Source organism: Microbulbifer sp. ABF4_143 (genome assembly GCF_056160225.1).
Genome location: NZ_JBSWWT010000002.1, coordinates 143,020 through 164,286 on the forward strand (window position 1 = coordinate 143,020; position 21,267 = coordinate 164,286).

Genomic DNA, 21,267 nt, shown 5'->3' on the forward strand with positions numbered 1-21,267 from the left:
TACGGCTGTCAGTTATCGCGTCTTCGATCGCCGGGCTTGTCGCCCTTCAGGCGATCGGCGGAGCCGCCGGAATAGGAGCGCGCGATGGAACGGAGAATGGTCAGCTGCTTGCCGAAGTTTCGGCACGCCGAGCACATCATGGTGTGAAACTTGAGCTCCGCGCGCTCGCCCAGTGTCAGATCGCGATCCTGGGCCTCGGAAAGCAGGCGTGTGATTTCCCGGCAACTCTTCATCCCGGTTTACCTCTCTCGCAGGAACCAGTTGTTTTCCAGGCACTCCCGCAGGCGCAGGCGCGCCCGGTGGAGCGTGACATTGAGGTTGCCCACGGTGATCTCGGCGGCGGCGCAGATCTCGTGAGTTTCCAGTTCGATAAATTCCCGCATCATAAACAGGCGCGCCTGGCGGGCCGGCAGGTGATTCAGGCAGGTCTCGAACACACGCCAGAAATGTTTGTCGCGAATCGCGGATTCCGGGTCCTCCCAGTGCGCAGGGCGCTCCTCCCGGAGCCAGTGGCCGCGCTGGTCGAACAGCTCGTCGTGGTCATGTTCCTCCCTGTCTGCTCCGAGCAGCTGGTCCGCGTCGACGAAACGCCGGCGCTGGCGAAAAATATCGGCGATCTTGTGTTTCAGGATCGCGAACACCCAGGTTTTGAGCGCCGAGCGGCCACCGAAGCTGCGCGCATTCTTCAGGGCGCCGATCAGCGCCTCCTGCACCGCGTCCTCCGCCAGCTGCGGGTCGTCGAGCTGCAGCGTCGCGAAGCGCTGCATCTGCTGGCGCAGTTCCTGCAAAAAATCCGCATCCTTCAGCGGCGACGAAACGGCGTCGTCGGTGGCGTCTTCAGCACCCGGGGCCAGGTTGTCGTTCACGGACTTTCCCTTCAAGCGGTCATCTGGAAGCGGGCAATGGTAACCGAAAAGCTCCCGCTCCCGAACACCCTTCCAATCCGCCGCTGCCGCGCCAAACGGTGGGAATCCAGTGCTTCTGTCGCCGTGCGGAAAGAATCCTTACACCGTTTCGGGATTTTTTGAGTCGAAGACCTGTGTAAGAATCCTCCGCTGAATAGCGACTCATAGGGAGGGCAGCGCCCTCTCCCGCCTTTCAACAGAGGTCCACCATGGAACAATCATCGATGCATCAGGCCGTCCGGGACTACTACGGGCGACAATTGCAGGGATCTGAAGATCTGAAGACCGACGCCTGCTGTGATGCCAGCGCGGTGCCCGAGTGGCTGAAGCCGCTGCTGGCCAAAATCCACCCGGAGGTCTTGTCGCGTTACTACGGTTGCGGGCTGGTGTGCCCGCCGCTGCTCGAGGGCTGCCGGGTGCTGGACCTGGGCTGCGGATCGGGGCGCGATGTCTATGCCCTGGCCCAGCTGGTGGGGCCGCGCGGCTCCGTGGTCGGCGTCGATATGACCGAGGAGCAGTTGGCGGTGGCGGAACGGCACCGCGAGTACCACGCGCGGCAGTTCGGCTTCGACAATGTGCGCTTCCTGCACGGCTATATCGAGCGCCTCGACGAGCTGGACCTGGAACCAGCTAGTTTCGATGTCATAGTCTCCAACTGCGTGGTGAACCTGTCGACCGACAAGCGGGCGGTGTTGCAGGGGCTGCACCGCCTCTTGAAAGACGGCGGTGAGTTCTATTTTTCCGACGTCTATGCCGACCGGCGCGTGCCGGAGGCGCTGCGCCGGGATCCGGTGCTCTACGGCGAGTGCCTCGGAGGCGCGCTCTACTGGAACGATTTTCTGCGCCTCGCGCGCGCCAGTGGTTTTATCGACGCGCGCCTGGTCGAAGACAGGCCGCTGCAGATTACCAATCCGCAGCTCGCCGAGCGCTGCGGCAACCTGCGGTTCTTTTCCGCGAGCTATCGCCTGTTCAAGCTGACCGGGCTGGAGAGCGACTGTGAAGACTACGGGCAGGCGGTGATCTATCGCGGCACTGTGCCCAATAGTCCGCACCGCTTTGTGCTCGACAAGCACCACCTGATCGAGACGGGCAGGGTCTTCCCGGTATGCGGCAATACCTGGCGCATGCTGGCGGAGACACGCTTTGCCACACACTTCGATTTTATCGGCGATTTCTCCACCCACTACGGCCTGTTCGAGGGGTGCGGCGGCGGCCTGCCCTTCACTCAGGTTGTCGAAACGGAGGCCGCCGGCCCCTGCTGCTGAGCGGTGACTGAATTGAGGAAGGCCGGGATACGGCTTTCCAGCCAGTAGTGCGGGCGCCACAGGCTGCCGCCGATAAATCCGACGTGGCCGCCCTTCTCGCTCACCTGCAGCTGCACCGAGGAGCTGACTTCTGCTGCCGCGGGAATGGCCGACGGGCAGATAAAGGGGTCGTCTTCGGCGTGGATGATCAGTGTGGGTACGCGGATATGCCGCAGCAGTGGCTTGCTCGAGGCGCGGGTGTAGTAGTCGTCCACGTCGCGAAAGCCGTGCAGCGGCGCGGTAAACGCATCGTCGAAGTTGCGGAAGTTGCTGAAGTGGATCGTCTCGTCCAGATCCGGCATCGCGGCGGCGAGCCTCGGGTCGGTCGCTTTCTGCTGCAGGCTCGCCCTCAGACAGGTCAGCAGGTGGCGCTGGTAGATGCGCGACAGGCCCCGATTGATACGCCGGGCGCAGGCGTGCAGGTCCATCGGCGCGGAAACGGCGACGGCCGCGCTGAGGAGACTGCCCTGCCCGTCCTCCCCGAGCATTTTCAGCAGCACATTGCCGCCGAGGGAGTAGCCCACGGCAACAATCGGTGTGTTTGGCAGCCGCTTTTTCAGCTGTGCGATCAGCCAGCGCGGATCGTCACTGTCGCCACTGTGGTAGGCGCGCGGCAACCGGTTTGGGATGCCGCCGCAACCGCGAAAGTGCATTACGGCCACCTGGTAGCCGCGCCCGAGCAGAGCCTCCATCAGGCCCTGGGCGTAGGGGGAGGCGACGGAGCCCTCTAACCCATGCAGCACCAGTACCAGCGGGCGCGCCGGGTCGTCTTCCAGCGCGCCGGGCGTGTGCAGAGCCAGGCTGTCGCCGTCCGGTGTCCGGTACCAGTGGCACTCGGTGGCCACCCAGGGTTTCGGGCGGTGGAAACGGGCGAACACCGTCTGCAGATGGCAGTTGCCCAGGCCTGCGGCGGGTGAGAACTTCTCAGTCATACATCGGACTCAACTGTTAACCCGGCAATCCTCGCTGCCGGGTCAGTGGCTTAGCACCTTACCTCTTTCGGCGGCGGAACCAAAGATCCGCCGTCAGAGGGTGTACAGATAGGCCACCAGATCCTTCTTCTCCCGCTCGGTGAGCTGGGTGCCGAGCACGAGATTGAAGAACTCCACCGTGTCGTCCAGCGTCATCAGGCGGCCGTCGTGCAGGTAGGGGGGCGAGTCCTTGATACCGCGCAGCGGGAAGGTCTTGATCGGGCCGTCGGCGCTGGCGAGGCGGCCGTTGATCATCTTCGGCTCGAAGAAGCGCTCGGTGCGCAGGTTGTGCATCAGGTTGTCGGTGAAGTAAGGCGGCGTGTGGCAGGCGGCGCACTGACCCTTGCCGAAGAAAACCTGCTCCCCGCGCAGCTCCTGTTCACTGGCCTTGGACTTGTCCAGGCGCCCGAGCAGGTTCAGCTTGGGGGCCGGCGGGAAGTCGAACAGTTCCTGCACTTCCGCCATAAAGTGCACCTGGCTGCCGCGCTCGAGAATATTCACGCCCTTCTTGGTCGCGATCACCGGATCGCCGTCAAAATAGGCCGCGCGCTGTTCGAACTCGGTGAAATCCTCGATACTTTTCAGCGCGCGCTGGGAACCGAACAGGCGCTGGATATTGACGCCGCGCAGCGTGGGCGTATCGATACGGTGGCGGTGCTTCTGCGGGCGGATATCGCCCACCAGGTGCGTGGCCGCGTTGGTGTGGCCGTTGACGTGGCAGTCCAGGCAGGCAACCCCCTGGCTGGGTTTCATCGAACGCCTGTCCCAGGTGGCATTGAACTGCTGCTGGGGGAAGGGTGTGACCAGCAGGCGCAGCCCCTCGAGCTGCTTCGGGTTCAGGATGCCGTTAAACAGATCGTAGTAATTGCTCAGGGTCACCAGCTTGCCCTGGGATACGTCGCCCAGGTCCGGGCGCGTGGTCAGGAAAATGGGCGGCGGGAATTCCGGCAGAAACTCGTCCGGCAGCACAAAGTCCAGGTCGAAACGGGTCAGGTCCCTGCCCTCCTGCTGCTTCACCGCGTCGATATGAAATTGCGGGAACAGCATGCCGCCTTCGTTCTGGTTCGGGTGCGGCAGCGGATAGAAGCCCTCGGGCCAGAGCCCTTTGCGCTTGATTTCTTCGGGAGACATCTTCGCCAGCTGTTCCCAGCTGACACCTCGGGGCAGCTTCACGCGCACGCCGCCCTGCACCGCCTTGCCACCGCTCATGGTGACGCCCTTGACCGGCTTGTTGGACAGGTCGTAGCGCCGGCTCAGCAGGTCCTTGTGGCGTTTTTCGACATCGCCCTTCTCCCCACGCATCCGCTTGACGGTGGCGCCGAATGTCTCCCTATCCACCACCGGCGCGTAACTGCTCGGCGGCGCGCTCATTTGGGCGGCGGCTGGTAGGGACATCAGCGTGCCAGTACCCAGAAAAGGTGCGCACAGCGCGGAATAGAAAAGTGTACGAATGCGCATAAAGCTCCTCCGTAAAACCGAATCTAGTAGTCCTTTGTTTCAGCTGAGCTTCACAAACGCCGGGGGCGCTACCGCTGCGAGACACTCCATTAGATAGACCAAGGGGATGGGCGCCGCCAATAGAATTTGGCTTTGACGGCGATAGCGGCGCTGAAGGCCGTTGGCGGGGCGGGCAAATTCCTGCGGCGGCGCCGAATGTGCGGGCATCTTGGCGGCCGCTCAGTGCCGCTCCGGTTCCTCGACGCGGGCATAGAAGCGGTAGTCGCCGCCGCGCAGCAACAGATAGATATTGTAGGGTTCGAAATTTTTGCCACCGTACATACCGGGGCTGCCCTCCGGCATGCCCGGCACCGTCAGGCCAAAACTGCCCTCCGGCGGATCGGCCAGAAACTGGCGGATGTATCTGGCCGGCACATGGCCCTCGAACACATACTGGCCGTGCCATACGGCGGTGTGGCAGCCCTCCATCCCCTGGGGCACGCCCCAGCGGCCCTTGACCTCGCTCATATCGCCCTTGTGGCGGGTCTCGGTTTCCAGACCCGACCGGCTCAGGTGGCGGATCCACTTCTTGCAGCAGAAACACAGCGGGTGCTTGTAGACGACGAAGCCGCCCGCCTGTGAATCGGGCTCCGATGCGACGACTGCGGGCGTGCGCAGCGAGCCGGCCAGGGCGAGCAGGCAGAGCGCGAGGCTAAGCGATTTGCGCATAGTGGATCGCATAGCGCCGTTGCGGATCGCCCCAGTGGCACAGCGGCGCGAAACCGGCTTCGCGGAGCCGGTCGCTAAAGCCGGCGACAGAGTACTTGTGGCTGTTTTCGGTGTGGATCGTCTCCCCTTCCCTAAAAGCCACGGGCCGGCCGGCGACGCGTACGATATGGTTGCGCAGGCAGACCAGGTGCATTTCCACCCGCTGGCGCAGAGGGTGGTAAAAAGCCCTGTGGGAAAACAGGGACAGATCGAAGTCGGCATCCAGTTCTCTGTTGATACGCGCGAGGAGATTCTTGTTGAACGCGGCGGTGACATGTTCGCTGTCGCAATAGGCGCGCTCCAGCACCACCGGGTCCTTCACCAGGTCGGTGCCGATCAGCAGGCCGTCACCGGCGCGCAAGCGGGAGGCGAAGAAGGCGAGCAGTGCCCTGGCCTCGCTCGGTGCAAAATTGCCGATGGTGGAACCGGGGAAGAACAGCACCCTTTTGCGTGCGGGCGTATCGGCGAGTGCCGGCCACACTTCCGCCTGGGTGAAATCGCCGACCGACGCGCGCACTTCGAGCTGCGGCAATGTCGCGTGAATCCGATCCCTTGCGGCAAGCAGAATCTCCGCGGAGATATCGATGGGGCAGTAGCCGCTGGGGTTCTGCAACCGTTCGAGCAGCGGCTGCGCCTTCTCGCAGTTGCCCGCGCCCGGCTCCACGACCAGGGCCCCGGGGCCTATACGCCGGGCCATATCGTCCAGGTGTTCGGAGAAAATGGCGGCTTCGGTGCGCGTCAGATAGTAGTCGTCCAGCTCGCAGATGCGCTCGAACAGCTTGGATCCGGTTTCGTCGTAGAGGTATTTACACGGCAGTGTTTTCTGTATTCCGCTCAGGCCTTCCAGTACATCCCTGAGAAATTCGTTGTCCTGCAGTTGTTCGTCGCGGATGGACGGCAAGGCCATGTTCACATTCAGTCTCCTGCCAGGCGGATTCCGGTAAATTGCCACGATTGGTGTGGGTAGAAGAAATTGCGGTAACTCATGCGGATATGATCCGCCGGTGTAATACAGGAGCCGCCGCGCAGAACTTTCTGGTTGCACATGAACTTGCCGTTGTATTCGCCGACGGCATCGCTGCTGGCGCGGTAGCCCGGATACGGCTGGTAGGCGCTGGAGGTCCACTCCCACAGATCGCCGAGAAACTGTGTCTGGCCGCCACTGGCCGCAAGGGGGCGAAAAGTGCGCTGCTCCAGCAGGTTGGCGGAGGCCAGCTGGTCCGGTTTTCGCAGCAGGCAGGCGGCCGCCTCCCACTCGAACTCGGTGGGCAGACGGAAGCCGGCCCAGGTGGCGAAGGCGTCCGCCTCGTAGAAATTCAGGTGGCAGACAGGTTCGGCGTCGGCGATCGGCTGCAGGCCCGCGAGCGTAAACTGGTACCAGTGCCCGTCGCGCCTGTGCCAGTACTCGGGGTGCTCGCTGCGATTTTTCTGTATGTGGGTCCAGCCGTCGGACAGCCACAGGCGCGGCTCGCGGTAGCCCCCGTCCTCGATAAACTCCAGGAACTCGCTGTTGGTGACCAGGCGCGAGGCGATGCGGAAACCCTGCAGCAGCTGCTGGTGTGCGGGGCTTTCGTTGTCGAACTGGAAATGCTCGCCCTCGCTGCCGATTCGGTAGACGCCGCCGGGAATCTCCAGCCAGTTCAAAGGCGCGGCCCTGTCTTGCGCGCCGTCCTCGGGGGCAATGTCGGTATAGGCCGGCAGTGTCGGGTTGATCGAAAAGGCGTGCTTGATATCGGTCAGCAGCAGCTCCTGGTGCTGCTGCTCGTGGTTGAGGCCCAGCGCTATCAGGGCCTTCAGCTCCGGGCCCAGGGGATGGCCGGTCAGCAGCGCCTCTATATGGCGATCGACAAAGCGCCGGTAGGCGAAGACGCTGTCGAGATCGGGGCGCGACAGCAGGCCGCGTTGCGGGCGCCGGAACGGCGTGCCGAGGCTGTTGTAGTAGGAGTTGAACAGCTGGTGGAAGTCCGGATCGAAGCGGCGGTATCCGGGAAGGTGTTGGCGCAGCACGAAGGTTTCGAAGAACCAGCTGGTGTGGGCCAGGTGCCACTTGGTGGGGCTGGCGTCCGGCATCGACTGCAGCTGCATGTCCTCCGCCGACAGCGGGTCTGCCAACTGCTCCGTCTCCCCGCGCACGCGCTTGTAGCGCGCGAGCAGTTGTTGCCGAACTTCCGTATCTACCTCACCCGCCAGTATTGTCATGGCAACTGCCGACTGCGATTAAGTTCCAATGCTTGTCATTGATCATACGCAGTTCTGGCGGAATTCCCACGAAATGGACCGGAAACAGGATAGATTCTGCGCCAGTTTCGGGCATAAAAAAGGGCCGGCGCTGCCGACCCTTTTCCAGTTCAGGCGATATCGCGCTGAGCTTAGAAGCGCACGGTGAAGTCGGCGCCGTACATGCGCGGCATATAGCGCCAAGCGGGGCTGGCACCGATGGCGGAACCGGTGCCGCCATAACCGCCGGCGATTTCCTCGTCGGTGGCGTTCTGCACCCACAGGGCCGCGGAGTAGCGGTCTGAGGCGCTGCTCCAGGCCGCGCGCAGGTTCAGCAGCTGGTAGTCCTCAACCACGCGAGACGGGTCGGTGACGGTGCCGACGCGCTCGTCGGTCCAGTTGTAGTCGCCGCGCAGTACCACGTTGGCACCGGAAGCCAGGTCAAAGCCGTACTCCGCCATCAGGTTCAGCTTGTTTTCCGGGGTACCTACGCGCGGCTGGCCTACGCGGGAGTCCTCTTCGGTTTCCCCGGCCGCTTCGAGAATCTGATAGCGGGTGTACTCGGTTTTCAGGTGCGAGTAGTTGCCGCCGAGCAGAAGGTTGTCGGTGGCAGCCCAGAGCACTTCAACTTCCATACCCTGCCCTTCGGCATCGGCATTGCGCAGGTAGTAGTTCGGGATGGGCTTACCAACCAGATCCAGTTCCTGCAGGTTGTCGTACTCGTAGCTGTAGAGCGCCGCGTTGAGCTGCATGCGGTTGTCGAACAAATTGCTCTTGATGCCGACTTCCAGGTTGGTTACGTCTTCCTGGTCAAACGACGGGTCGATGCCCGGCGCTGCGCTGAAGCTGTTGAAGCCGCCGGCCTTGAAGCCCTCCGCCAGCGACACATAGGTCATGACGTCGTCGGTCCAGCGGTAATCCAGTACGATACGGCCGGAAATATCGCTCCAGGAATCGTCGAGCTCCTGATACAGGTCGGCGATGCCGTTGTTGTTGAACGCCATGCCGAAGCGCGGCGCAGGGATTGCGCCCAGAGGCATGGTCGGCAGGGTCATGGTGCCGATTACGTTGCCGTTCCCATCCATCAGCCTCACATCACCGCCAGTCAGGGCCAGAGGCAGGGTGTTCTGATAGGAGCTCTCGATGGTGAAGTCTTTCTTGTCGGAGGTGTAGCGAGCACCGACGGTCAGATCCATCTTGTCGGTCAGGCTCCAGGTGAAGTCGCCGTACACAGCCGCGGAGCGGTAATCACCGCTGTTGAAGACGGACTCGTTCCAGGGCGTGTCCGCCATCACCCAGGGCGATATGCCGGCCATCAGCTGGGCGGCCATGTCTTCGCGGTTGAGCATACTGCCGGTGATATAGTCCGGTGCACCGAACGCGGCCAGCAACTGGTCCACCTGCCCGGATTGCAGCATCAGGTCGTAGACGAAGGTGGAAACCGCCGCGCCTTCCTGCCCCAATCCGATCATGGCCTGACGCGCCAGAACGGCAGTATCTTCCAGTTCGGTAGTGGTCAGGCCGGCGCCTGCATAGGCTGCCTTGATCCCTTCATACACCGCAAAAGACTCCAGCGAGCCGGCGGTAAAGTAGGCATCGGTCGTATGTTCCAGTTTCTCCTGGGAGTAGGAGGCGCCGAGGGTCCACTTCAGGGTGTCGGTTGCGCCGTTCAGGCGGAATTCCTGCGAGAACTGCTCCTGCTCGTCGAAGTTGGCGGAACCGAACATATAGTCCGGGTTGGCGGTACCGTCCTCGTCCTGCTGCAGGTGTGCGTCGAACTTGCTGAATGCAGTGATCGAGGTGAAGGTAAAGTTCTCGAAATCCGAGGTAACAGTCAGCGAGGTGCCGAAGGAGTCGCGGTCTTCGATGGTCGGCGTATCCAGCGCGTAATCGCCGAACACGTCGGTACCGCCGTCCATTGCCTGCAGGCTCGGTACTACGCTTGTGCGCAGTGCACTGCCCTGGTCCATCACCCCGTAGTCTGCGCGCCACAGAACCTCGGTGTTTTCACTCGGCTCCCACAGCAGGGAGGCGCGATAGGTCTGGGTGTCCTGGTTGCCGGCAGAGAAGCCGCCGGCCAGGTTGTCGGCGAAGGCATCGCGGCGATTGTTGGACGCGGTGATACGGCCGTACAGATTGTCGCTCAGCTGGCGGTTGATCAGCAGATCGGTGGACTGGCGGCCGTAGTTGCCGGCAGTCAGGCTCAGCTCGGTGGTGTCGTCCGCCTGCGGCTTCTTGGTAATGATGTGGATGGCGCCGCCGGTGGCGTTGCGGCCGAACAGGGTACCCTGCGGGCCTTTCAGCACTTCCACGCGCTCGATATCCGCCAGCGGTACCTCGGCGCCGGCGCCGCGGCCGTTGTAGACACCGTCCACATAGACTGCCACCGCCGGGTCGGAGCCCACGGTGAAGTCGGAAGTCTGGATACCGCGAATGTTGTAGGTTGGCTGCAGCGGGGTATCGTTATTCATCTCGACACCGGGCGTTGACTTGCCCAGGTCGGTCAGGTTCCTGACGCCCATGGCCTTGATGTTGTCGCCGGTAACGGCGGAGATGGCAATGGGTACGTCCTGCAGGTTTTCCGCACGTTTCTGCGCGGTAACCACCACTTCCTCGATTTCCGCAGCGTAGGCCGTGCCGCTGATCGCAGTGGCAAAGGCAATGGCTCCGGAGAGGATAGACAGGCTGAATTGCCGGTTTTTTCCGGTCTGATCGGCGTCGTGCATCATCGCGTCCTCGCGTTTGTTGTTATAAAAGCGTGATGTTTTAAATCGTTTTTTGTTATTGGGCGCCATCTTACGATCAGACAGGCGGATTTGAAAGCCTGTTATGACTTTTTTCTAGTGACTGGTCAGTTCTGTGTGGCGCGGAATAGAGAATCGACACCTTGCTGGCATTAGATTCCACACAAAAACTCTTTTTGTGACCGATATCTGTCCCACAGTAACTATTTGCCCGGTGGCGCCGCTGCTAAAATCCCGGAACTGGCGCCCTACAATAACGATCCACCGGTACTCCCCTATGGTCCAGAGTTCTGCTCTATCCCGCCCCATCTTCCGCTGGCTGTTCGGCCTCTTGGCGCTGCTGGCCGTGATGGCCTTCGCCATCTGGCTGTGGCTCCGACAGAGTCTGCCGATTCTCGAGGGCACGCTGGATACCGGCGGCATGCTGCGGGCTCCGGCCACCATTTACCGCGACGCACAGGGTATCGCCCTGATCGAGTCTGAGGACCGCAACAGCACGGCCTTTGCGCTGGGCTTCCTGCACGCGCAGGAGCGCTTCTTCCAGATGGATCTTCTGCGGCGCAATTCCGCCGGCGAACTTTCCGAGTTGGTCGGGGCGGCGGCGCTGGACCACGATAAGGAGGTGCGCCTGCACCAGTTCCGCAAACGCGCGGAGCGCAATATCGCCGCCATGCCCACGGCCCAGCGCCTGCTGCTGCAGCGCTATGTGGACGGCGTCAACTACGGCCTGCGCGAGCTGGGCGCCAAGCCCTGGGAATACGTGCTGCTCGGCCGGGAGCCGAAGCCCTGGACCGGCGCCGACAGCCTGCTGACGGTGTTCAGCATGTACCTGACGCTGCAGAGCCCGATCGGCAAGTTCGAGCTGCGCGACACGGCACTGGCGGAACTGCTGCCGCGGGACCTGTACGAATTCTATTTTCCCGACGGCGGTCGCTGGGATGCCCCGCTGATCGGCGAGGCCCGCGGCCCGGTCACTATCCCGCAGACGCCGATCGCGTCGCTGCTGGAGGCGGGGGAAGCCGTCGCCTATCGGCCGATGGAGAGCGACGACAAGATCTTCGGCAGCAACAACTGGGTTGTCGGGGGCGCGCTGACGGAACACGGCGGCGCGATACTGGCGGACGATATGCACCTGGGGCTCAACGTGCCCAATATCTGGTATCGCGCCGGATGGAATATTCCGGGCACCGAGCGCTGGCTGCGCGGCGCCACCCTGCCCGGCGGCCCCATCGCTGTGGTAGGCAGCAACGGCCTCGTGGCCTGGGGCTTTACCAACACCGCCGGGGACTGGGGTGACCTGATTCCACTGGAGTTGAGCGAGGACGGCCGCCAGTACCGGACGCCGGACGGCTGGCGCGATTTCGAGATTGAGCGCGAGACCATCGCCGTCAAAGGCGGCGACGCCGAGACTATTGAGGTGAAGAAGACCATCTGGGGTCCGGTGGTGACCGAGAACCACCGCGGTATTCCCCTCGCCTACCGCTGGGTCGCCCACGACATTCGCGGCGGCAACCTGAATCTGTTGCGCATGGAGACGGTCACCACGGCCAGGGAGGCGCTGGATCTGGGGCCGGAACTGGGCATACCGCACCAGAACCTGGTGGTCGGTGACAGCGACGGGCATATCGGCTGGACCGTCGGCGGTGCGATACCGCGCCGCGTCGGCCTGGACGGCAGCCGCTCGGTTTCCTGGGCCGACGGCAGCGCCTACTGGGACGGCTACCTGGGCGTGGAAGAGCAGCCGCGGGTCTACGACCCGCCCTCGCACCGCATCTGGACCGCGAACGCGCGCACGATGGACGGGGGTTACCTGCGCCTGATGGGCAATCACGGCTACGCCCTGGGCGCGCGCCAGCAGCAGATCCGCGACGCTCTCTTCGCCCGCGACAGCTTCGACGAGCAGGCGCTGCTGGATATACAGCTGGACGATCGCGCGGTGTTTCTGCAGCGCTGGCAGGAGCAGCTGCTGGCACTCCTTCAGGGGGAGGAAAATTACGCGGATGTGCGCGAACAGGTGCAGAATTGGGGCGGTCGCGCCAGCGCCGATTCCGTCGGCTACCGTATAGTGCGCAACTACCGCCTGAAATTTATGGAAATCACCACCGCGCCGATCCTGACTTATATGCGCCGCCACCAGCCGGATTTTTCCTTCGGCCCGCTGAAGCGCCAGTTCGAGTACGCGCTGTGGGAGATGGCGCTGCGGGAGCCGGCGCAACTGCTGAACCCCGACTTCGAGTCCTGGCGCGCCCTGAAGCTCGCCGCTCTGGACAGGACTTTGGAAGAGATGGCCGGGGACGGCCGCCCGCTCGCGGAACAGACCTGGGGCGTCGAAAACAGCGCGCGTATCCAGCACCCGCTGGGTAGGGGCCTGGCGGCGGTCAACTGGTTTACCGCCATGCCGGCGGATCCGCTTCCCGGGGACACCCATATGCCGCGCTTCCAGTCCCCGACCCACGGCGCCTCCGAGCGCATGGTGGTCGCTCCCGGACGCGAGGAAAACGCGATCTTCCATATGGCCACCGGTCAGAGCGCGCATCCGCTGTCGCCCTTTTTCGGCAATGGCCACCAGGACTGGGTTGACGGAAATGCGTCGCCACTGGTGGAGGGGGAGAGCCGCTATACGCTAACGCTGCACTGAGGCGATTTGTTTGGCCGAAGGCGCGGAGCGGCTGGAACCGACCTTTTGTTCGCCCGTCAGGCGGTCTCGTCCAGGATTGCGAAGGAAAGAAAGGACGTAAGCAGACCCAGCGCCAGTACAAACGGCAGCAGCGGAAAGCAGAGCATCAACAGCGCGGTGCCGATCCAGAGGTTCTTTACCCAGCCTCTCTTGACGCGATAGCGGCGGCTGTAACGGCGGCCGTGACTGTCTGCGCTATTCGGCAACGGGATTTCGCTTTCCCGCGGCAGATAAAAGCGCACCAAAAGGGTGCAGTAAAAGCGGATCAGGGCCAACAACATAGCGAGCACCACGGGTGGACTTCCCTTGCAGTATAGGTGCTCGCCGTATTGCAGATTGCGACCCTAGGAGCGGCCCATGGCCGCGATAGGACTCTGCCAAGAGCGCAGATCGATCGCGGCCATGGGCCGCTCCTACTGGGGGTTAAACCAGCGCAGTTTCTCGTGCAGGCTGACGACCCCACCGACGATCGTCAGCACCGGCGCCTCCACGGCTTCCTTCTCCGCCAGCTCCGGCAAGGTAGCCAGATCCCCCACTACAACGCGCTGCTCCCTGGTGGTGCCCTTCTCGATCAGCGCGGCCGGCGTCTGCGCCGGCAGGCCGTGGGCCGCCAGCTGTGTGCAGATGGTTTGCAGGCCGGTAAGGCCCATGTAAAAGACCAGTGTCTGCCCCGGTGATGCCAGCTCGCGCCAGGGGAGTTCCAGCTCCCCCTGCTTCAGGTGGCCGGTGATAAAGCGCACCGACTGGGCGTGATCGCGGTGCGTCAGCGGAATGCCGGCGTAGCTGGCGCAGCCGGAGGCCGCGGTGATGCCGGGCACCACCTGGAAGGGGATTTTGGCTGCGGCCAGGCGGTCGATCTCCTCGCCGCCGCGGCCGAATATAAAGGGATCACCGCCCTTCAGGCGCAGCACCTTTTTGCCCTGCCGCGCCAGATCCACCAGCAGTTGATTGATATCTTCCTGGGGTACCGAGTGAAATTCCTTCTTCTTGCCCACGTAGATGCGCTCGGCATCCCGGCGTACCAGATCCAGCACCTGCGGCGACACCAGCCGGTCGTAGAGAACCACATCGGCCTGCTGCATCAGGCGCAGGGCGCGGAAGGTCAGCAGGTCCGGATCGCCGGGGCCGCCGCCGACCAGATAGACTTCGCCGCCCGGTGCCGGGCTGCCGCGCCAGCGTTCCAGCGCCGCGAGCAGTTCCGCTTCGCCCTCGGCCACCCTGCCCGCCTCCACCTTGCCGGCCACCGGGCCCGAGAAGACCCACTGCCAGAAGTCCTTGCGGCGCGCCTCCGGCAGAGAGTCCTTGACCCTGTCGCGCATGCGCGCCGCCAGTTCCGCCAGCGCGGCGATACCCGGCGACAACAGCGCCTCCAGTTGTGCGCGGATACGCCGCGCCAGTACAGGGGCCGCGCCGCCGCTGCTGATACCGATCGACAGTGGCCCGCGCTCGACGATGGCCGGGAAGGTGAAAGTGCACAAACCTGGTGCATCCACCACATTGACCGGCAGGCGCCGGGACTGGGCGTCGGCGGACACTGCGCGGTTGGTGTTGCTATCCCCTGTGGCGGCGATCACCAGTTCGGCGTCGTCGAGGTAGTCCGCATGGTATTGGGCACAGAAGTGCTGCCCGCCACTGTCGGCGACCAGCCGGCGCAGTTCGTCGGTAATTTTCGGGGAAACCACTACCAGGCGCGCGCCGGCTCTGGCCAGCAGGCGCGCCTTGCGGGTGGCGACCGCGCCGCCGCCGATCAGCAGGCAGGCGCGGTCTTTGACATCAAAGGCGAGAGGTAGGTAACGCAAATTGGAATTCCGTTCGGGGGCGGACCCCGTGCCCGCCCTTCAGCTCCGGGCGAGCCTGCGGCTCGCCCCTACGGATTGCGTCATGCAGATTCCGGGCCAAGAACTTCCTGGCCGCGCATATAGGGGCGCAACACTTCCGGTACCTCGATGCTGCCGTCCTCGCGCTGGTAGTTTTCCAGCACCGCGATCAGGGTGCGTCCCACCGCCAGGCCGGAGCCGTTCAGGGTGTGCAGCAGTTCCGGCTTGCCGGTTTCCGGGTTGCGCCAGCGGGCCTTCATACGGCGCGCCTGGAAATCGCCCACCAGTGAGCAGGAGGAGATCTCCCGGTACTTGTCCTGGGACGGAATCCAGACTTCGATATCGTAGGTCTTGCGCGCGGCGAAGCCGATATCGCCACCGCACAGCACCACGGTGCGGTACGGCAGCTTCAGTTTTTGCAGAATGGTTTCCGCGTGCTGCGTCAGCGTCTCCAGCGCCTCCTCGGACTGATCCGGGCGGGTCACCCACACCAGTTCCACCTTCTCGAACTGGTGCTGGCGGATCATGCCGCGGGTGTCGCGGCCGTGGGAACCGGCTTCGGAGCGGAAACAGGGGGTGTGCGCGACGAGCTTGTGCGGCAGCGACTGGGCGTCCTCGACGATCTCGTCGCGGTAGAAGTTTGTCAGCGGCACTTCCGCGGTCGGGATCAGGTAGAAGCCGCGCTCGTCGGTCAGCTTGAACAGATCCTCCTCGAACTTCGGCAGCTGCGAAGTGCCGTACAGGGAGTCGCCGTTGACGATCACCGGCACATTGGCCTCGCGGTAGCCGTGCTCCTCGATATGGGTGTCGAGCATAAACTGCGCCAGGGCGCGGTGCAGTCTGGCTACCTGCCCGGTCATCACCGCGAAGCGCGAGCCGGTCAGCTTGGTGGCCATCTCGAAGTCGAGTCCGCCCAGTTGCGCGCCCAGGTCCACGTGGTCCCTGATCTGGAAATCGAACTGGCGCGGCTGGCCCCAGCGGCGCACTTCGACGTTGTCGTCTTCGCTCTCCCCTTCCGGTACCGATTCGTCGAGCAGGTTCGGGATGGCCGATAGGATTCCATCCAGTTCGCCCTGCAGTTCAGCCAGCGCCTGCTTGGCCTGGTTCAGCTCGCCGCCCAGGGATTCCACCTCTTTCAGCAGCGGCGCTATGTCTTCACCGGCGGCCTTGGCGCGACCGATGTTCTTCGACTTGCTGTTGCGCTCGTTCTGCAGGCTTTCGGTGCGCACCTGCAATTCCTTGCGGCGCTCCTCGAGGCTTTCCAGCCGGGCCGTGTCCAGTTCCACGCCGCGCTTTTTCAGGGCTGCGGCCACTTGGTCCATCTGTGTGCGAATCAATTTAGGGTCGAGCATGGTGGTCGTTTTACTGCATTAAAAGAATTTCATGGTCAGCGCTATGGCCCCGGCGGTCGCGGCCAGGCACAGCAGCAGGCTGATAAGGAGATAGGCCAGCGCCGTCAAAGGCTGGCCATTGTGCCACAACATGACGGTTTCCAGCGAGAAGGTGGAGAAGGTGGTCAGGGCCCCGAACAGGCCGGTCATCAGCAGCAGGCGCCACTCCTGGCCGAGCGCGGCCCGCTCGACGATCAGCACATAGGCGACGCCGATCAGCAGGGAGCCGCCGACATTGACGATCAGGGTACCGAGAGGGAATTTGCCGTTGAATACCGGGTAGCTCCACACGGTGATCAGGTGGCGCAGGATTGCGCCCACCGCGCCGCCGAGGGCAATTGCCAGCCATTGCATAAGGGGGTTGCCCCGAATTCAGTTATCTTGCGTGTTTCTGTAGCGCTGCCGCTCGCTTTCCCGGTTCAGCCGGCGCAGGTTTTCCAGCTTCTCGCCGATTTTCAACTCCAGCCCCCGTGGCACCGGCTGATAGTAACGGCGCTCGGCGATCTCCTCGGGAAAGTAGTTCTCTCCGGCGGCGAACGCATCCGGCTCGTCGTGGGCGTAGCGGTAGTCGGCGCCGTGGGCCATGCTTTTGGCCAGTTTGGTCGGCGCGTTGCGCAGGTGAATCGGCACCTCGTAGCTCGGGTCGCGGCGGATGTCCGCCAGCACCCGCTTGTAGGCGGTGTAGACGGCGTTGCTCTTCGGCGCCACCGCCAGGTAGGTCACCGCCTGGGCGATGGCCAGCTCCCCCTCCGGGCTGCCGAGGCGCTCCTGCACATCCCAGGCGTTCAGCGCCAGGGTCAGCGCCCTCGGGTCGGCGTTGCCGATATCCTCGCTGGCCATGCGCACCACGCGGCGGGCGATATACAGCGGATCGCAGCCGCCGTCGAGCATGCGCGCAAACCAGTAGAGGGCCGCATCCGGATCCGAGCCGCGCACCGATTTATGCATCGCCGAAATCTGGTCGTAGAAGTAGTCGCCGCCTTTGTCGAAGCGGCGCACGTCGGCGCTCAGCACCTCCGCCAGCACGGATTCGTCCACCAACTGCCGGCCACCCTCCTCCCGCGACAGGTCGCAGGCGATCTCCAGCAGATTCAGTGCGCTGCGCGCGTCGCCGTCGGCGGCGCGGGCGATCTTGGCCAGCACGTCACCGGAGATGTCGATCTCTCGCCGCGCCAGCTCCTCGTCTTCGCTCAGGGCGCGCCGCAGCAGCCCGAGCAGTTCCTCTTCCGCGATTGAGCGCAGCAGGTAGACGCGGCAGCGGGACAGCAGCGCGTTGTTCAGCTCGAAGGCGGGGTTCTCGGTGGTGGCGCCGACGAAGGTGACTGTGCCCTCCTCCACATAGGGCAGGAAGGCGTCCTGCTGCGCTTTGTTGAAGCGGTGCACCTCGTCCACGAAGAGTATCGTGCCGCGCCCGAACTGGGCCTGGTGCTGTTCGGCCTCGGCCACCGCCTGGCGTATCTCCTTCACACCGGCCAGCACCGCGGACAGGGTCGCGAAGCGCGCGTCGCACTCCCTGGCCAGCAGGCGCGCGAAGGTGGTCTTGCCGACGCCGGGCGGCCCCCACAGGATCATTGAGTGCAGCTGACCGCGCTCCACCGCCTCCCGCAGCGGTTTTCCCGGGCCCAATAAATGCGTCTGGCCCACGTACTGGGCCAGGGATTCGGGCCGCATGCGTGCGGCCAGGGGCTGGTGTTTCGGGGGTTGCTGAAACAGGTCGCTCATCGCGTGCTATTCATCCCGAATAATGTCCGTGCCTTTTGGTGGCTTGAAGTTGAAGATCGAGGCCGAGAGCTTCGGGTTGGCCTGCAGGCCGCTGAACTTGATCTTGGTGGTCTGGCCCATGCCGTCGCGCACGGTCATGCGGGACGGCAGGCCGTTCTTACCGAAGCGGATCTCCATCGACTTGAAGGGCGCCGAGGCGCTCTTCGGGGTCAGGTGGTAGGCCCCCTTCTTGCTGGTGACATTGAAGGAACCGCGGATTTCCTCCACCTTGCCGCCGAGCAGCAGCGCCGGGGTTTCCTTCATACGTTTGTCCACCGGGCGTATCGTGACCTGCTCCAGGTCCGGGTCGTAGAGCCACAGTTTCTTGTTGTTGGTGACCAGCAGCTGCGGAAAGGGTTCGCCGGTCTGCCAGCGCAGCTTGCCGGGGCGCTGCACCGAAAAGTTGCCGCTGCTCTTCTGCAAAACCTCGCCGCGCTCGTCGATCAGTGTCTGTTGAAAATTGCCCGAAATGGCCGCCAGGGGCTGCAACAGGCGGCTCAGCTCGTCGGTGGCGTCGGCCCAGGCGCCGGCAGCGACCAGGGCGAGTGATCCTATCAGGGCGTTGAAAATGCGTTTCATAGCGGGATTCCAGTGCTGGGATTTCCTTAAAGCCTAGCGTCCGGCGGTTGAACCGAAACTGAATCAGGCCGGCGGTGGGGCCAGCACGGTGCGGTTGCCGTTGTGTTCCGGCGGGGACACAACGCCGGCGGCCTCCATCGCGTCGATCAGGCGCGCGGCGCGATTGTAGCCGATGCGCAGCTGGCGCTGCACCGAGGAGATGGAGGCCTTGCGCGACTTGGTGACGAAGGCCACCGCTTCGTCGTAGAGGGCGTCCGCCTCCGGGTCGTCCTCGTCGCCACCCTCGGTCTGCAGGCCCGGCACCGGAATACTGTTGGTGGAATCGTCGGTGATGCCTTCGATATAGTCCGGCTCGCCGCGGCGGGACCAGTCCGCGACCACCTTGTGTACCTCGTGGTCGTCGACGAAGGCGCCGTGCACCCGCACCGGCACGCCGCTGCCCGGCGGCAGGTAGAGCATGTCGCCGTGGCCCAGCAGCTGCTCGGCCCCGCCCTGGTCGAGAATGGTGCGGGAGTCAATCTTGGAAGACACCTGGAAGGCGATTCGCGTGGGCACATTGGCTTTGATCAGGCCGGTGATCACATCCACCGACGGGCGCTGGGTGGCCAGCAGCAGGTGGATGCCGGCGGCGCGGGCCTTCTGTGCGATGCGCGCGATCAGCTGCTCCACCTTCTTGCCGACGATCATCATCATGTCGGCGAACTCGTCGATCACCACGACGATGGCCGGCAGCGGCTTCAGGTGCGGGCGCGTCTGCTCCGCCTCCGGTACGCTGGACAGGGGATCCGGCTGCCAGGTGGGGTCTTCGAGCGGCTCCCCGGCCTCTATCGCCTCGCGCACCTTGCGGTTGAAGCCGGCCAGATTGCGCACGCCCATGGCCGCCATCAGCTTATAGCGCCGCTCCATCTCGCCCACGCACCAGCGCAGGCCGTTGGCGGCGTCGTTCATATCGGTGATCACCGGGGTCAGCAGGTGTGGTATGCCCTCGTAGACCGACAGCTCCAGCATCTTCGGGTCCACCAGGATCAGGCGCACCTCTTCCGGCGTCGACTTGTACAGCAGCGACAGCAGCATCACGTTGATGCCGACGGATTTACCGGAGCCGGTGGTGCCGGCCACCAGCAGGTGCGGCATCTTGGCCAGGTCCGCCACCACCGGCTGCCCGGAGATATCGTGACCGAGCGCCAGGGTCAGGGCGGACTTGGCGTTGTCGTAGACATCCGCCGACAGCACTTCGCTGAGGCGCACCATCTGCCGGTTCTCGTTCGGTATCTCGATGCCCACCACCGATTTGCCCGGAATCACCTCGACCACGCGCACGCTGATCACGGCCAGGGAGCGGGCCAGGTCCTTGGCCAGGTTGGAGATCTTGCTGACCTTGACTCCCGGCGCCGGCTGAATCTCGAAGCGGGTCACCACCGGTCCCGGCAGCACCGAAACGACTTCGGCCACCACGCCGAAGTCCTTCAGCTTCAGTTCCAGCAGGCGCGACAATGCCTCGAGGGATTCGCGCGAGAAGCCCGCCTTCTTGTTCTTGTCCGGCGCATCGAGCAGAGACAGCGGCGGCAGCGTGCCGGTGACCGGGCCGGCGGAGAAGAGCTCGCCCTGCTTCTCCTTGGCCGCGCGCGGGCTCTGTTTGGGCTTGGGGGCGGCCGGCTCTATTTTCGGCGGCAGCCGCTTGGCGGTGCGCTGCTTCTCCTCCTCCACGGCGGCCTTGCGCACCACGATGGCCTGGCGCGCCGCGCGCTCCTCGGCCCGCTTCTGGCGCGCGCGCTGCAGGCGGCTGGCGAGCCAGGCGCAGAAACCGAGGATATTGCGCCCGATGGCGTCCGCCAGCTTCAGCCAGGACAGGCCGGTAAACACGGTGATGCCGATCGCAAACAGCGCCAGCAACAGTATGGTCGCACCCACGTAGCCGAGGCTGGTTTCCGCCGCCTGGGCGATAGTCGCACCGATAATGCCGCCGTTGGAGAAAGGCAGCGGCTCCTCCGCCTGGGCGAAACAGAGGGTGGCGATGCCGGCACCGGTGGCCATCAGCAGGGCGAGCCCGGATACCCGCAGCGCAAACAGCGGGCCGTGAAAGCGCGCGTTGCGATCGCGAAGAATGCCGAAGGCGCGCCAGCCGATCAGCAGCGGGAACAGGTAGGCCATCCAGCCCAGCAGGGACAGGCAGACATCCGCCAGCCAGGCGCCGGTGGGTCCTATCGCATTGTGCACCTGGCCGCCGTGACCGGTATGGGACCAGCCGGGATCCTGTGCGTCGTAGCTCATCAGGCTGATCGCGAGCAACAGGGCGCCGGCCAGCAGCGCGATCAGGGCGCCCTCGCGCAGCAGGCGGGCGATCAGGGAGTCCGCCTGGGGGGCTTTCTCTTCGGTGGATTGTTCGGTTGCGCTATCAGCCTTCAATGGCTTACCTCGGCTCTTGTTGCGGCTCTTTGATATCGGCTCGGCGGCGTTCACTTCCGCAGCTGCCGACTGTGTACTACAGACGTGGCGGAAATGCTACCGGCGGCCCGCGTGAGACATTACTTTAACTTTCTTTTTATTCAGTAAAATCAATAGGATAAGAGATATTGCTGATAATTTGTGTGAAGTGTGTCGAGATTTGTCTCGTCCGCACCTGTGGCGCGGCCGGTCTCCCGTATAGAGGCCCGCAATCGGTCAAATTAAGCCAAACTATTTCGCCCACCTGTCCG

At 63.9% G+C, this 21,267-nt stretch carries 17 protein-coding genes; 2 read left to right on the forward strand and 15 right to left on the reverse strand.

Annotated elements, in window-relative coordinates; translation table 11 throughout:
* Positions 1-8 precede the first annotated feature (8 nt).
* On the reverse strand, positions 9-233 hold the full coding sequence (locus ACXAF3_RS02400; RefSeq protein WP_475110678.1) for a zf-HC2 domain-containing protein: 225 nt from the start codon (positions 231-233) through the stop codon (positions 9-11).
* A 6-nt stretch (positions 234-239) separates the two neighbouring features.
* On the reverse strand, positions 240-866 hold the full coding sequence (locus ACXAF3_RS02405; protein ID WP_475110679.1) for an RNA polymerase factor sigma-70: 627 nt from the start codon (positions 864-866) through the stop codon (positions 240-242).
* A 263-nt stretch (positions 867-1,129) separates the two neighbouring features.
* Here ACXAF3_RS02405 and ACXAF3_RS02410 point away from each other — a divergent pair, with 263 nt between their 5' ends.
* The gene (locus ACXAF3_RS02410) at positions 1,130-2,170 is read left to right on the forward strand and encodes a methyltransferase domain-containing protein (protein ID WP_475110680.1); all 1,041 of its coding nucleotides are present in this window, start codon (positions 1,130-1,132) and stop codon (positions 2,168-2,170) included.
* On the opposite strand, the gene ACXAF3_RS02415 is transcribed toward ACXAF3_RS02410, so the two are convergent.
* The 6 genes from ACXAF3_RS02415 to ACXAF3_RS02440 form a co-directional block, all read right to left on the reverse strand.
* Positions 2,131-3,141, reverse strand: coding sequence for a hydrolase (locus tag ACXAF3_RS02415; protein ID WP_475110681.1), 1,011 nt, complete (start codon positions 3,139-3,141; stop codon positions 2,131-2,133). The genes ACXAF3_RS02410 and ACXAF3_RS02415 overlap by 40 nt on opposite strands.
* A gap of 93 nt (positions 3,142-3,234) precedes the next feature.
* Positions 3,235-4,575, reverse strand: a complete 1,341-nt coding sequence (locus ACXAF3_RS02420; protein ID WP_475110682.1) for a hypothetical protein — start codon at positions 4,573-4,575, stop codon at positions 3,235-3,237.
* A gap of 282 nt (positions 4,576-4,857) precedes the next feature.
* Entirely contained in the window at positions 4,858-5,346 is a 489-nt protein-coding gene (locus ACXAF3_RS02425) for a DUF411 domain-containing protein (RefSeq protein WP_475110683.1), read from the reverse strand.
* Complete coding sequence (gene egtD / locus ACXAF3_RS02430; protein ID WP_475110790.1) at positions 5,330-6,292, reverse strand: L-histidine N(alpha)-methyltransferase; 963 nt, start codon at positions 6,290-6,292, stop codon at positions 5,330-5,332. The genes ACXAF3_RS02425 and egtD overlap by 17 nt, the downstream gene beginning before the upstream one ends.
* An 8-nt stretch (positions 6,293-6,300) precedes the next feature.
* The gene (gene egtB, locus ACXAF3_RS02435; protein ID WP_475110684.1) at positions 6,301-7,584 is read right to left on the reverse strand and encodes an ergothioneine biosynthesis protein EgtB; all 1,284 of its coding nucleotides are present in this window, start codon (positions 7,582-7,584) and stop codon (positions 6,301-6,303) included.
* A gap of 170 nt (positions 7,585-7,754) precedes the next feature.
* Entirely contained in the window at positions 7,755-10,328 is a 2,574-nt protein-coding gene (locus ACXAF3_RS02440; RefSeq protein ID WP_475110685.1) for a TonB-dependent receptor, read from the reverse strand.
* A 295-nt stretch (positions 10,329-10,623) separates the two neighbouring features.
* Here ACXAF3_RS02440 and ACXAF3_RS02445 point away from each other — a divergent pair, with 295 nt between their 5' ends.
* Entirely contained in the window at positions 10,624-12,984 is a 2,361-nt protein-coding gene (locus tag ACXAF3_RS02445; protein ID WP_475110686.1) for a penicillin acylase family protein, read from the forward strand.
* A gap of 56 nt (positions 12,985-13,040) precedes the next feature.
* On the opposite strand, the gene ACXAF3_RS02450 is transcribed toward ACXAF3_RS02445, so the two are convergent.
* The 7 genes from ACXAF3_RS02450 to ACXAF3_RS02480 all read right to left on the reverse strand — a co-directional run bounded on the left by ACXAF3_RS02450 (position 13,041) and on the right by ACXAF3_RS02480 (position 20,977).
* Positions 13,041-13,304: a hypothetical protein gene (locus ACXAF3_RS02450; protein WP_475110687.1), complete on the reverse strand. Its 264-nt coding sequence runs from the start codon at positions 13,302-13,304 to the stop codon at positions 13,041-13,043.
* A gap of 132 nt (positions 13,305-13,436) precedes the next feature.
* Complete coding sequence (gene cysG / locus ACXAF3_RS02455) at positions 13,437-14,822, reverse strand: siroheme synthase CysG (RefSeq protein WP_475110688.1); 1,386 nt, start codon at positions 14,820-14,822, stop codon at positions 13,437-13,439.
* 80 nt (positions 14,823-14,902) lie between these two features.
* Entirely contained in the window at positions 14,903-16,192 is a 1,290-nt protein-coding gene (serS, locus tag ACXAF3_RS02460) for a serine--tRNA ligase (RefSeq protein ID WP_475110689.1), read from the reverse strand.
* Positions 16,193-16,210: 18 nt separating this feature from the next.
* Positions 16,211-16,585: a fluoride efflux transporter CrcB gene (crcB, locus tag ACXAF3_RS02465; RefSeq protein ID WP_475110690.1), complete on the reverse strand. Its 375-nt coding sequence runs from the start codon at positions 16,583-16,585 to the stop codon at positions 16,211-16,213.
* 18 nt (positions 16,586-16,603) lie between these two features.
* On the reverse strand, positions 16,604-17,953 hold the full coding sequence (locus ACXAF3_RS02470) for a replication-associated recombination protein A (protein WP_475110691.1): 1,350 nt from the start codon (positions 17,951-17,953) through the stop codon (positions 16,604-16,606).
* Positions 17,954-17,959: 6 nt separating this feature from the next.
* Complete coding sequence (gene lolA / locus ACXAF3_RS02475; RefSeq protein ID WP_475110692.1) at positions 17,960-18,571, reverse strand: outer membrane lipoprotein periplasmic chaperone LolA; 612 nt, start codon at positions 18,569-18,571, stop codon at positions 17,960-17,962.
* 63 nt (positions 18,572-18,634) lie between these two features.
* Complete coding sequence (locus ACXAF3_RS02480; protein ID WP_475110693.1) at positions 18,635-20,977, reverse strand: DNA translocase FtsK; 2,343 nt, start codon at positions 20,975-20,977, stop codon at positions 18,635-18,637.
* Positions 20,978-21,267 lie beyond the last annotated feature (290 nt).

Bases quoted from the DNA above. Each gene is read 5' to 3' on its own strand.
- ACXAF3_RS02400 (WP_475110678.1), bottom strand. From the start codon at position 233: ATGAAGAGTTGCCGGGAAATCACACGCCTGCTTTCCGAGGCCCAGGAT.
- ACXAF3_RS02410 (WP_475110680.1), top strand. From the start codon at position 1,130: ATGCATCAGGCCGTCCGGGACTACTACGGGCGACAATTGCAGGGATCT.
- ACXAF3_RS02415 (WP_475110681.1), bottom strand. From the start codon at position 3,141: ATGACTGAGAAGTTCTCACCCGCCGCAGGCCTGGGCAACTGCCATCTG.
- ACXAF3_RS02420 (WP_475110682.1), bottom strand. From the start codon at position 4,575: ATGTCCCTACCAGCCGCCGCCCAAATGAGCGCGCCGCCGAGCAGTTAC.
- ACXAF3_RS02425 (WP_475110683.1), bottom strand. From the start codon at position 5,346: ATGCGCAAATCGCTTAGCCTCGCGCTCTGCCTGCTCGCCCTGGCCGGC.
- egtD (WP_475110790.1), bottom strand. From the start codon at position 6,292: ATGGCCTTGCCGTCCATCCGCGACGAACAACTGCAGGACAACGAATTT.
- egtB (WP_475110684.1), bottom strand. From the start codon at position 7,584: ATGACAATACTGGCGGGTGAGGTAGATACGGAAGTTCGGCAACAACTG.
- ACXAF3_RS02440 (WP_475110685.1), bottom strand. From the start codon at position 10,328: ATGCACGACGCCGATCAGACCGGAAAAAACCGGCAATTCAGCCTGTCT.
- ACXAF3_RS02445 (WP_475110686.1), top strand. From the start codon at position 10,624: ATGGTCCAGAGTTCTGCTCTATCCCGCCCCATCTTCCGCTGGCTGTTC.
- ACXAF3_RS02450 (WP_475110687.1), bottom strand. From the start codon at position 13,304: ATGTTGTTGGCCCTGATCCGCTTTTACTGCACCCTTTTGGTGCGCTTT.
- serS (WP_475110689.1), bottom strand. From the start codon at position 16,192: ATGCTCGACCCTAAATTGATTCGCACACAGATGGACCAAGTGGCCGCA.
- crcB (WP_475110690.1), bottom strand. From the start codon at position 16,585: ATGCAATGGCTGGCAATTGCCCTCGGCGGCGCGGTGGGCGCAATCCTG.
- ACXAF3_RS02470 (WP_475110691.1), bottom strand. From the start codon at position 17,953: ATGAGCGACCTGTTTCAGCAACCCCCGAAACACCAGCCCCTGGCCGCA.
- lolA (WP_475110692.1), bottom strand. From the start codon at position 18,571: ATGAAACGCATTTTCAACGCCCTGATAGGATCACTCGCCCTGGTCGCT.